The sequence below is a fragment of the Massilia terrae genome (genome assembly GCF_024753145.1).
Lineage (GTDB): Bacteria > Pseudomonadota > Gammaproteobacteria > Burkholderiales > Burkholderiaceae_D > Telluria > Telluria terrae.
Window position 1 is genome coordinate 404,073 of record NZ_JANUGU010000001.1, and the last position, 12,003, is coordinate 416,075.

General features: G+C 66.3%; 10 protein-coding genes. 8 read left to right on the plus strand and 2 right to left on the minus strand.

All coding sequences use genetic code 11. The features are described 5' to 3' along the window. Window position 1: 1 nt before the first annotated feature. The 8 genes from NX778_RS01945 to NX778_RS01980 all read left to right on the plus strand — a co-directional run bounded on the left by NX778_RS01945 (window position 2) and on the right by NX778_RS01980 (window position 9,137). Entirely contained in the window at window positions 2–1,036 is a 1,035-nt protein-coding gene (locus tag NX778_RS01945) for an amidohydrolase family protein (protein WP_258809996.1), read from the plus strand. A 9-nt stretch (window positions 1,037–1,045) separates the two neighbouring features. Continuing rightward, window positions 1,046–1,939, plus strand: coding sequence for a VOC family protein (locus NX778_RS01950; RefSeq protein ID WP_258809997.1), 894 nt, complete (start codon window positions 1,046–1,048; stop codon window positions 1,937–1,939). Between the two features lie 21 nt (window positions 1,940–1,960). Then, a complete protein-coding gene (locus NX778_RS01955) occupies window positions 1,961–2,830 on the plus strand; it encodes a fumarylacetoacetate hydrolase family protein (protein WP_258809998.1) in 870 nt (289 codons plus the stop codon). After that, entirely contained in the window at window positions 2,827–4,431 is a 1,605-nt protein-coding gene (locus NX778_RS01960; protein ID WP_258809999.1) for a bifunctional 3-(3-hydroxy-phenyl)propionate/3-hydroxycinnamic acid hydroxylase, read from the plus strand. The genes NX778_RS01955 and NX778_RS01960 overlap by 4 nt, the downstream gene beginning before the upstream one ends. A 19-nt stretch (window positions 4,432–4,450) precedes the next feature. Further along, entirely contained in the window at window positions 4,451–5,806 is a 1,356-nt protein-coding gene (locus NX778_RS01965) for a glycoside hydrolase family 1 protein (protein WP_258810000.1), read from the plus strand. Between the two features lie 90 nt (window positions 5,807–5,896). Further along, complete coding sequence (locus tag NX778_RS01970; protein ID WP_258810001.1) at window positions 5,897–7,135, plus strand: amidohydrolase family protein; 1,239 nt, start codon at window positions 5,897–5,899, stop codon at window positions 7,133–7,135. Continuing rightward, a complete protein-coding gene (locus tag NX778_RS01975; RefSeq protein WP_258810002.1) occupies window positions 7,135–8,019 on the plus strand; it encodes an alpha/beta hydrolase fold domain-containing protein in 885 nt (294 codons plus the stop codon). Before NX778_RS01970 ends, NX778_RS01975 begins: the two co-directional genes overlap by 1 nt. Window positions 8,020–8,147: 128 nt before the next feature. Next, window positions 8,148–9,137 carry a LysR family transcriptional regulator gene (locus NX778_RS01980; RefSeq protein ID WP_258810003.1) on the plus strand — a complete coding sequence of 330 codons (990 nt, stop codon included), beginning with the start codon at window positions 8,148–8,150 and terminating at the stop codon, window positions 9,135–9,137. A 59-nt stretch (window positions 9,138–9,196) separates the two neighbouring features. Here NX778_RS01980 and leuA read toward each other — a convergent pair whose 3' ends face one another. Together leuA and NX778_RS01990 are read right to left on the minus strand one after the other, a co-directional pair. After that, on the minus strand, window positions 9,197–10,888 hold the full coding sequence (gene leuA, locus NX778_RS01985; protein ID WP_258810004.1) for a 2-isopropylmalate synthase: 1,692 nt from the start codon (window positions 10,886–10,888) through the stop codon (window positions 9,197–9,199). A 392-nt stretch (window positions 10,889–11,280) separates the two neighbouring features. Beyond that, window positions 11,281–11,919 carry a dihydrofolate reductase family protein gene (locus tag NX778_RS01990; RefSeq protein ID WP_258810005.1) on the minus strand — a complete coding sequence of 213 codons (639 nt, stop codon included), beginning with the start codon at window positions 11,917–11,919 and terminating at the stop codon, window positions 11,281–11,283. Window positions 11,920–12,003 lie beyond the last annotated feature (84 nt).

The window sequence follows — 12,003 nt, forward strand, 5'->3', positions numbered from 1 at the left end:
CATGCACCACCATGCCTGCGCCTGCGGCATCGACGTGCACGCCCACGTCGTTCCGCATGACCTGCCGCGCTACGTCGGCAGCAGGCTTCCGGCCGACTGGCCGTCCATGGCGGCTGCGCGGGACTGCCACCGCCACGTCATGATCGCCGGGAAGGTCTATCGCACCGTGTCCGAGCGTACCTGGAGCGCCACGCGCCGGATCGAGGATATGGACCTGATGGGCCTCGCGGTGCAGGCCATCTCGCCGATGCCGGAGCTGCTGTCCTACTGGATGGAGCCGCTGGCGGCCAGTCAGCTGCTTCGCTACATGAACGAGCAGGTGGCCTCGATGGCGGCGCAGTCGGGCGGACGGCTGGTGGGCATGGGCGCGGTACCCTTGCAGGATCTCGACCTGGCGCTGGCCGAACTCGATTACCTCACCGGCAAGCTGGGATTCAAATCGATCGAAGTGGGCAGCAACATCAACGGCAAGGCGGTTGGCGCGCCCGAGTTCGAGCCATTCTTCGCCGCCTGCGCGGAGAGGGGCGTGTCGGTATTCGTGCACGCGCTCAAGCCGGCCGGGAAAGAGCGCCTGGTCGGGCCGGAGAAGCTGCTGCCCGCACTGGCCTATCCGACCGACGTCGGCCTGGCCGCCGCATCGGTGCTGACCTCGAACCTGGTTGGACGCCATCCGTCGCTGAAGATGGCCTTTAGCCACGGCGGCGGCACGCTGGCCTCGCTGCTGCCCCGGCTTGAACAGGCGCGCCAGGTTTTCCCGGCGCTGCGTGATGCGATGCCCGACAGCCCGTCGGAGCAGGCGCGCCGCCTGTTCTACGACACCCTCGTGTTCGACCCGGCGACGCTCAGGCACCTGCTGGACCGTTTCGGCGCCAGCCAGCTGATGATCGGCACCGATTATCCCTTTGCCTTCCACGACGCGCGCCCGGTCGACAGCATCGCCGCGGTGGTGGCCGACCGCCACGTGCGCGCGCAACTCGTCACCCTCAACGCGGCGCGCTTCCTCGGCATCGAAGCCTCCGCCGCGGTTCACAACTAAGGAGTTCCCATGCCCGCATCACCCGCCGGCCAGCTGCGCAGCATCGCCATCGGCGTCACCGACCTCGAAGCCGCGGAGCGCTTCTACACCGGCACCTGGAACCTGCAGGCCGCGGCGCGCACCGATGACGCGGTCTACCTGCGCGGCGGCGGCAGCTTCCACCACATCCTCGCGCTGCACCGCAGCGAGCGGCCCGACGTACGCGACGTCACCTTCAGCACCGCAAGCCGCGCCGATCTCGACGTTATCGCGCTGCGTACGGCCGCAGCCGGCGGCCGCGTCCTGTCGGGGCCTGCGCCGGTCGAGGAGCCGGGCGGCGGCGTGGCGGTGACGATCGCCGATCCGCAGGGCCGCATCCTGCGCTTCGTGCACGGCGACCAGCGCTGGACCGAACAGACCCACAGCGATGCGCCAAGCTGCATCACCCACGTCGTGTTCAACAGCGCCGACGTCGCCGTGGCCCAGCGCTTCTTCGCCGAGGCGCTTGGCTTCCGGCTGTCGGATCGCACCAGGATCATGGCCTTCATGCGCTGCAACAGCGACCACCACAGCATCGCGCTGGCCGACAGCGACGCCAACACGCTGAACCACATTGCCTTCGTGATGCCGGACCTGGACGCCGTGATGCGCGGCGCCGGCCGCATGAGCGACGCCGGCTGGCCGATCGAATGGGGCGTAGGCCGCCACGGTCCCGGCAACAACGTGTTCGCCTACTTCGTCGGGCCGGACGATTTTGTCATCGAATACACGGCCGACGTGCTGCAGGTCGACGACAGCTACAAGGTCGGCGGCCCGGCCGACTGGACCTGGCCGCCGGGCCGCTTCGACCAGTGGGGCGTGTCCAAGCCGCCGTCCGACCGCATCAAGCAGGCGCAGAAAAAAATCCGTTTCATCGAACAATAAGCATCACCGAAGGAGAAACTCTTGAAATTCGCAAGCTACCGCGTGGGCAATGAAGCCCGCCTGGCCGTCGTCGACGGCGATCATCTCATCGACCTGAACAAGGTCATCCCCGAAGTGCCGTCCGACGTGCGGCAGGCACTGCTCGCGGGCGTCGACCTGCTGGCCGCCGGCCGCCGCGCCATCGAAGTGGCCGGCCCGTTCGCGCGGCAGCCGCTGGCCGGTGTGGCGCTGGCCCCGGTGGTGCCGGAACCGGGCAAGACTGTCTGCCTGGGCCTGAACTACTACGACCACGCGGCCGAGAGCGGACGCGAGAAGCCGGTTTATCCGTGGTTCTTCCTGCGCTCCACGACCTCGCTCCTGGCGCATGGCGAAGCTTCGCCGCGTCCGCGTGTCTCCGAAACATTCGACTACGAGGCAGAACTGGCCGTCGTCATCGGCAAGCGCGCGCGCCATGTCAAGCGGGAGGACGCGCTCGACTACGTGTTCGGCTACGCCTGCTTCAACGATATCTCGGTGCGCGACTACCAGAAGCGCACGCCGCAGTGGACCATCGGGAAGAACTTCGACCGTACCGGCGCGCTTGGCCCGGTGCTGGTCAGCGCCGACGAACTGCCGGCGGGCGGCGCAGGCCTGCGCATCCAGTCGCGCCTGAACGGGCAGGTGATGCAGGACGCGAACACGCGCGACATGATCTGGGACGTGGCCGAGACCATCGCGCTGCTGACCGAATGCGTGACGCTGGAGCCGGGCGACGTGATCGCGATGGGCACGCCGGCCGGCGTCGGCCAGTCGCGCACGCCGCCGGTGTGGATGAAGCACGGCGACACCATCGAGATCGAGATCGAAGGCGTCGGCCTGCTGGTCAACACGGTCGAAGACGAGCAGCCATGAACAAGCTGCGCGACAAGGCCGGCTATGACGTCGTCGTGGTCGGTTTCGGCCCGTCCGGCGCTGTGGCGGCCGCGCTGCTGGGCCAGTCCGGCATCCGTACGCTGGTGGTGGACCGCAGCCATGAGGTCTATCCGAAGCCGCGCGCCATCGCGCTGGACCACGAGATCATGCGGGTGTTCCAGAACCTCGGCCTGGCCGACGCCATCGCGCCGCACTGCGAGCCGTTCACTCCGTCCGAGTACTACGGCGTCGACGGCCAGCTGATCAAGCGCCTGGCGACGGTCGAACCGCCATACCCGCTCGGGCACACGCCGTCGATGGTGTTCAGCCAGCCGCCGGTGGAAGCGGCGCTGCGCCGCCACGTCGAGTCGCTGCCGGCGGTGACGGTGGCGCTGGGCTGGCGTTTCACCGGCGTCGAGCAGGACGGCGACGGCGCCACCGTACGGATGGAGAACAGCGAGGGCACGGCGCTGTCCGTGCGCGCCCGCTACGTGATCGGCTGCGATGGCGCTTCGAGCTCGGTACGTGAAGCCGCCGGCATCACGCTGGAGGACCTGGAGTTCGACGAACCCTGGCTGGTGGTCGACGTGCAGGTCAATGAACGCGGGCTGGCCAAACTGCCGACGACCAGCGTCCAGTACTGCGAGCCCGGGCGTCCCTGCACCTATGTGATCGGACCGGGCAACCACCGCCGCTGGGAGATCTCGCTGCTGCCGGGCGAGGACCCGGCGTACATGGCGACCGAAGAGGGCGCCTGGAGTGTGCTGCGGCGCTGGATCGGCCCAGAGGATGCCACGCTGTGGCGGCAGGCCAGCTACCGCTTCCACGCGCTGGTCGCCAGCGAATGGCGCAATGGGCGCGTATTCATCGCCGGCGACGCCGCGCACCAGCAGCCGCCCTTCCTGGGGCAGGGCATGTGCCAGGGCGTGCGCGACGCGGCCAACCTCGCGTGGAAACTGCGCACCGTGCTGGCGGGCGATGCCACCGGCCCCGCGGCTGAGGCACTGCTCGATACCTACAGGGTGGAGCGGCGCGAACACGTGCGCCGCCTGACCACCCGCATCAAGGAAATCGGCGCGGTCATCTGCGAGCGCGATCCCGCGGCGGCCCGCGCGCGCGACGCCGCGCTGATCGATGCAGCCGGCGGCGCGATCAAGACCGTGCCGCGCCAGGACATCATCCCGCCACTGTCCGGCGGCCTGCTGGCGCGCGGCGGCGGGAGCGGCACCGGCAAGTTGTTCCCGCAACCGCGCGTCAGCGGTCCCACCGGACCGCTGCTGCTGGACGAACTGGCGGGCAGCGGCTGGCGCATTGTCACCAACCGGCGAATCGCGCATCTGCCCGAGGAAATCCTGGCGCTGGCGGAGCATGTCGGCATCGTCGTCAGCATCCCGCCGGAGGAGGTCGCATTCTCCAGTGGTCCGTACTGGATGCAGGCCCGGGAGCTGGACGGCGTGCTGGCAGGCTGGTTCGCACGCCACGGTTGCTGTGCGGCGCTGGTCCGGCCCGACCATTACGTGTACGGTGTGGCCAACAGCGGCCAGGCGCTGCGCGATCTCGTCGCCGGGCTGGGAGACACCCTGGACCTGCGGATTCCATAAATACAAAGAGGAGACAAACATGGCACGACAAGACAAAGAACTCGACGCCAGCCGCCGTACGCTGCTTGGCCTGGGCACTGCATTGGCCGGCGCCACGCTGCTGCCGTCGGCGCCCGCCGGCGCGGCCAAGGCCAACGGCCCATTCCCCAAGGGCTTCCTGTGGGGGGCGGCCATCGCCGGCCACCAGGCCGAAGGCGATAACGTCGCCAGCGACGCCTGGCTGCTGGAGAACATCCAGCCGACCGAATTCAAGGAGCCGTCCGGTGCCGCCGTCGACCACTACCGCCTGTACGACCAGGACATCGCGATCCTCGCTGGCCTGGGACTGAATACCTTCCGCTTCTCGATCGAGTGGGCGCGAGTGGAGCCGGTCGAGGGCATGTTCTCGGTGGCCGCGCTGGAGCATTACCGCGACGTGCTGCTGTCGTGCCGCAGCCACGGCGTCAAGTCGATGGTCAGCTTCAACCACTTCGTCACGCCGGCCTGGTTCGCCGCACGCGGCGGCTGGGAGGCCGAGGGATCGCCGCAGCTGTACGCGCGCTACTGCGACAAGGTGGCGCGCCACCTCGGTGACCTGATCGACTACGTCACCACCTTCAACGAGCCGAACCTGCCGCGCCTGTTGTTCGGCATACCCGGCCCGCTGTCCGGCATGGCCGACAATCCGCGCATGCGCCAGATGCTCGCCAGGGCAGGGCAGCTAGCCGGCACCGGGAAATGGTCGTCATGGATTTTTGGCGACTTCGCGAAGATCGAAGCCGGGCTGCTGCAAGGCCATGCCGCCGGCTTCCAGGCGATCAAGACGGTGCGGCCGCAGTTGCCGGTCGGCCTGTCGTTCGCGATCGCCGACGACCAGGCCGTCGACGGCGGCGAAGCGATGGTCGCGCGCAAACGCGCCATCGCGTACGAGCCGTGGTTCAAGGCGATCTCCGAACATGGCGATTTCATTGGTGTGCAGACCTACACACGTGAACTGATCGGCCCGGACGGCGTTCGTCCGCCGCCGAAAGACGCCAGGTTCACGTCCGCTCACATGGAGTACTACCCGCAGGCGCTGGAAGCCACTATCCGCTACACGGCGCAGCACGTGAAGGTGCCGATCTTCGTCACCGAGAACGGCGTGTCGACGGACGACGATGCGGTGCGCAGCGCCTATATCCGCACCGCGGTCGGCGGCGTCGCCAAATGCCTGAAAGACGGTATTCCAGTGAAGGGCTACGTGCACTGGTCGCTGCTCGATAACTTCGAATGGATTTTCGGATTCGGACCGCACTACGGCCTGATCGCGGTCGACCGCACGACCATGAAGCGGACCGTCAAGCCGAGCGCGCGAACGCTGGGCCAGATCGCGAAGGCCAACGGCATCGCCGCGTGAGCGATAGCAGGTATCGCCAAAATGGGCTTTGGCTGGCCAGCCGGTCTGGCTAAGCTGAAGCCTGATGTGATGTAAAAATAGGAGACACAAGTGGGCGGCATTATTTTTGAAAACGTACGCATCTTCGACGGCAGCCAGATGCGCGCGGGGACCGGCGCGGTGCGCGTCGAAGGCAACCGCATCGCGGAGGTAAGCGACGGCGCCGGCATTGCGCACCACGACGCCGACCGCGTCATCGACGGCCAGGGCGGCACGCTGATGCCGGGCCTCGTCGAAGCCCATGCGCACCTGTCCTGGCCAAGTTCGGTCGAGCGCTTCGTGCCCGGCATGGCGCTGCCGCCGGAAGACCTGGTGCTGACCACCGCGCGCAACGCGCGCATCCTGCTCGACCACGGCTTCACGAGCGCCTATTCGGCAGGCTCGCTGAGCAAATCGGTCGAGGTGGTGCTGAACACCTTCATCACCAGCGGCGGCATGCCGGGCCCACGCCTGGTCGCCTCGTCGATCGAGCGCGAGCCGCCGTCGGTGGAGGAGCTCGACCCGGGCCGCGTCGCCGAACATGGCAGCGGCCCTGATGCGGTGCGCGCCTTCGTGAAGGAATGCGCGGCGATCGGCGCCAAGTCGGTCAAGTTCCTGCTGTCCGGCGAGGATGCGCTGATGCCGGGCGCCTCGCAGAAGCTGATGTACACGCAGGAGGAGGCCGACGCCGCCGGCGAGCAGGCGCGCGAGTCCGGCGTCTGGCTGGCCTGCCACGCGCAGGCATCGGATGCGGTCAAGATGGGCCTGCGCGCGGGCTTTCGGGTGCTGTACCACTGCACCTATGCCGACGAGGAGGCGCTCGATATGCTGGAGGCCAAGCGCGGCGAGATCTTCATCGCGCCGGCCATCGGCATCATCCAGGCCACGCTCGATGCGGCCCCTCCGCCGCACTTCGACATGAGCCACATGAAGCGCAGCGCCGCCGAAGTGCTGGAACTGCAGAAGAAGCTGGTGCCCGAACTGCGCCGCCGCGGCCTGCGCGTGCTGCCGGGGGGCGACTACGGTTTTCCCTTCAACCCGAACGGGCGCAACGCGCGCGATCTCGAGCTGTTCGTCAAGCTGTTCGGCTACACGCCGCAGGAAGCCCTGTCGGCGGCCACGCTGCTGGGCGGTGAGCTGATGGGCATGGGGGACGAGCTGGGTCAGGTCAAGCAGGGCTTCCTGGCCGACCTGCTGCTGGTCGATGGCGATCCAACCGCCGATGTGGCGATCCTGCAGGACCGCAAGCGCCTGCGTGCGATCATGAAGGACGGCCGCTTCCACAAGGATCCAGCGTTGGCGGCGCTGTGATGACGCTTCCGGAAATCGAACGAGCGATCCGCGCGGCGGGCCCGGTGATCGACCCGTCCGCCGCCAAGGCGCTGTATGCGCCGCTGCTGGCCGGTATGCCTCGCGGCGGGGAAGTGGTCACGGATATCGCCTATGGCAGCGATGAGCGGCATCGGCTCGATGTCTACCGGCCTGTCGGCGCACGCGAACCCGCGCCGGTGGTGGTGTTCCTGCACGGCGGAGGCTTCATCCGCGGCGACAAGGGCGACCGCGCCGCGGTCGGCCATTACTTCTCGCGTCACGGCGTGCTCGCGGTTCTGCCAAACTACCGCCTCGGACCGCGCCACCGCTGGCCAGCCGGGGCCGAGGACGCAGCCTCCGTGTTGGCGTGGGCACGCGCCCATGTCGCGTCGTACGGCGGGAATCCTGAACACATCGTGATGGCAGGTGAATCGGCGGGCGCGGCCCATGTCGCGGCGGCAATTCTGGTCAAGCGCTTCCATCCCACCGAGGGCCTGGAGATCGCGGGCGCCTTCCTCGCGTCCGGCGTCTACAACGCGCAGCTCGAACTGCTGGCGCGCCGCCAGCTCGGTATCGCCACGCCGGACCCGCGCAACGAAGCGTATTTTGGCCCGGATTTCGACGCCTATCCGCGCATGTCCACGGTCGAACTAGTGGACGCTGCGCCGTTCCCGCTTGCGATCACCTACGCCGAGCTGGATCCCGTGCAGATGCAGGCGCAGGCAGGTGAACTGTTCGCACGCCTCGTCACCTGTCACGGCTTCCAGCCGCGCATCGCGATGATCCGCAATCACAACCACCTTAGCCAGGTGTACTCGATCAACAGCGGCGACGAATCGCTGTCAGGCCCGCTGCTCGACTTCGTGCGCACCCCCCGGGTCTAGCCCCAAAGCCGCCATGAACCGCTCCGCGCCGCGTGCGGAGCCGGTCTATTTATGGTGACAGCCACTAAAAAAGAAAATAAAGTAAGGATAAAAAGGGCGGAAGCCTTACGATAACTTGGAGACAACGGATGCGATTCAACCGTCTGGACTTGAATCTGCTGCTGGCGCTCGATGCTTTGCTCGACGAGCAGAACATCACGCGGGCGGCGGCGCGCGTGAACGTGAGCCAGTCCGCGATGAGCGGCATGCTGGCGCGCCTGCGCGAATTTTTCGAGGACGACCTGCTGGCCGCGGTCGGCCGCAACATGGAACTGACGGTGCTCGGCCGCCAGCTGGCGGGGCCGGTGCACGACCTGATCCTGCACGTGCACGCCACGGTGGGCATCCGCGTCAACTTCGATCCGGCGCGCGAGACGCGCACGATGAAGATCATGGTATCGGATTACGCTACTGAAGTCTTCCTGAACCAGGTGGTGGCGCGGGTGCTGCGCGACGCGCCAAATATGACGCTGGAGCTGGTGCCGCTGGCCGACGACGCCGCCGAAAAGCTGCGCCGTGGCGAGAACGATTTCCTGATCATTCCGCGCCACTTCCTCGATACCGAGCATCCGCAGCGGCAGCTGTTCGAGGACCACTACTGCGCCGTGCTCTGGGAGGGCAATACCCAGGTGGGCGACGTGCTCGATGCCGCGACCTACGAGCGCATGGCCCACATCGCGCCGATGCTGGGCCGACCGCGCTCGCCGACGATGGAAGAATTGCTGCTGCGGGCGCGCGACGTCAAGCGCAATATCCGCGTCATCACTTGCGATTTTTCGAGCATGGCCACCGCGCTGGTTGGCACCGACCTCGTGGCGACCATGCACACGCGGCTCGCTCTGGCTTGCGCGCGGCGGCTGCCGATCCGTGTGCTGCCGCTGCCGTACAACCTTCCGCCGCTGGCGGAATGCCTGCAATGGCACCGGTTCCAGGAGAACGACCCCTGCCACATCTGGCTGCGCGGGATCATGCTGGAAATCGCGCGTGGATTGCCGTCGAATGAAGAACTGCCGATGGCGCCGCTGAGTGCCAATGCCATCAATACCGGACGGTCGGTGGCTGGCGTCACGATGCGATAAGAACGAAAGAGAGAACGTCGTTCCCGCGCAGGCGGGAACGACGGTTTGAGGCTAAGGGTTTACGCAGTGGCGTCCTGCGCCTCGACCATCACCGGACAGCCACGCGCCGCCAGGCGATTGATCGCATTCACCACAGCCAGCACCGACGCGGTGACGATGTTGGTGCTGATCCCCGCGCCGAAAGCGGAGCCGGCGATCCCCGGCCACGCCGCCTCGACGATCGCCAGCGCCTGTGCCTGCGCGCCCGCGCTGGTCGCACGTTCCTCGTAGTGATCGATACGGATCGGCAGTCCGAGCGCGTCGACGACAGCGGCGATCGGCCCGTTGCCGTTACCGGACAAACGATGATGCTGGCCACGGAAGGAGACATCGAGCTCGATGCTCTGGCCATCGTCGTCCAGGCGGTGGCCGTAATACACCAGGGTCGCGCCCTCGCTTTGCGTCTGCAGATAGGTGTCGGAGAAAATCGTCCACAACTGCTGGCCGCTGATTTCGCTCTCGCTGGCGTCGGCATGCTGCTGTACCACCGAACTGAATTCGACCTGCATCCGGCGCGGCATCTGGATGCCGCGTTCGCGTTCGAGCAAGTAGGTGATGCCACCTTTGCCGGACTGGCTGTTCACGCGGATCAGGCTATCGTAGGTTCGCCCGATATCGGCCGGATCGATCGGCAGGTAGGGCACTTCCCAGACACCGTTCGGATCGCGCGCCGCGAAGCCTTTCTTGATCGCGTCCTGGTGCGAACCGGAGAACGCGGTAAAGACAAGGTCGCCCACATAAGGATGGCGCGGATGGATCGGCAAGCCGGTGCATTCCTCTGCGATGCGGGCGATGCCGTTGATGTCCGAGAAGTCCAGCTTGGGATGGACGCCTTGCGTGTAGAGGTTGAGCGCCAGGGTGACGATGTCCACGTTGCCACTGCGCTCGCCGTTCCCGAACAGGCAGCCCTCGACCCGCTGCGCGCCGGCCATCATCGCCAGTTCGGCGGCGGCCACGCCGGTGCCACGGTCATTGTGCGGATGCACGCAGAGGATGACGTGCTCGCGCGGCGTGAGGTGACGGTGCATCCACTCGATCTGGTCCGCGAACACATTCGGCGTCGCGTTTTCGACGGTGGTCGGAAGGTTGATGATGATGTCGCGTCCCGGACCGGTGCCCCATGCCTCGATCGCGGCCTGGCAGGCCTGCAGCGACACGTCCAGCTCCGTCATGCTGAAGCATTCCGGCGAATACTGCAGGGTCCAGCGCGTCTCAGGCCGCGCATCCGTCAGCTCTTTTACGTAACGGACGTGGCGGTCGATAAAGGCCACCATTTCGGGCACCGTCATGCCGAACACCACTTCGCGCCACACCGGCGCGGTCGCGTTATAGATGTGGACGATGGCGCTGTGCGCTCCCTTCACGGCGTCGACCGTCTTTTCGATCAGGTCGGTGCGCGACTGGGTGATGACCATCAGCGTCACGTCGTCCGGCACGAGGTCCTCGTCGATCAGGCGGCGCACGAAGTCGTAGTCGATCTGCGAAGCGGAGGGGAAACCGACCTCGATTTCCTTGAAGCCGATCCGCACCAGCTCCTGGAACATGCGCACCTTGCGTTCGACGTTCATCGGCTCGAACAGGGCCTGGTTGCCGTCGCGCAGATCGGTGGACAGCCAGGTCGGCGGCGACGAAATGACCTTGGACGGCCATTGGCGGTCTTCGAGCCGGACAGGGGAAATGGGACGGTACTTGCGGGACGGTTCTTGAATCATCTGGAGCTCCACGTTCGGTGCCGGCGCTCTGGCGCCAGCCGGTTAAAACACACTTGGGCTCCCCCTTCTCGCGCTGCGGCAGGGCAGGCGCGGGTACGTGGGCCGGGATCAGGGGGGAGTTGGGTGCGTTACCGCGGTAGCAACGGATGGGTGGCAAACGCGAACAGACCCCGGCCAAGTGTCAGACTTAGCAGTAGGTCTAGCTTTAGCAGTTGCGTTTGGTTTGCCATGTGCGATGAATATAACACAGGTGTTGGCGTTAAGTGTTGAAATTGGCACGTCATTCCCGCGGAATCGGGAATCCCATTTTGCGAGCGTGCTGCTTTGGTCGAATGATGTGGCGCGCATCGAAAATGGGGTTCCCGCTTTCGCGGGAACGACGGTATCTAGACTTAAGCTGGCTGGTACACGGCTCCAATGCCGCCGGAAGTGAAGGTGGTGGCGCTGACCAGCCGCAGGTCTGCCGGCTTATGCAGGCCGGCGAAAAGCCCTTTGCCCTGGCCCAGCACGACCGGATGAATCGCCAACCGGTATTCGTCAATGAGTCCGGCCGCGGCGAGGCTTTGCGCGAACAGCGCGCCGCCGTGGGCAAGGAGGTAGTTCCCCGGCTGTTCCTTCAGGCTGCGGATCTCATCGGCCAGCTCGCCGCTTGCTATCGTGGGATCGGCCCAGGACAGCAGGACTTCTTCCGTCGGCGTGACGCCGCGCTGCTGCCCACGGTCCGCCTTTGCATCGGCCAGCGCGCGGGTGACGCCTGCGACGTGCGCGCCGTCCTTGCCATTCCTCGAAAAGACGATCTTCGGAATGTCGTTCATCGCCGCCGTGAACGGTGTGTCTGAAAACGGCCAGAACGCCGCCATGTCGGCATAGGTCCGGCTTCCCATCAGGTGCGCATCGGCTTCGCGCAGGATGTTGACGACCCACGCCCTCGAATCGTCGGACGAGGTCCTGAATATCCAATCGATCTCGTTGTTCGGTCCGCACACAAAGCCGTCCAGCGAGACGGACATTTTCAATACCAGTTTTCTCATTTCTTCCCTCCGTGGTTTGCCGGTAAACGATACCAGTTTGCTGGCGTCTACCGGTAGACGAACGGGGGGAGGCTAATTCGACAT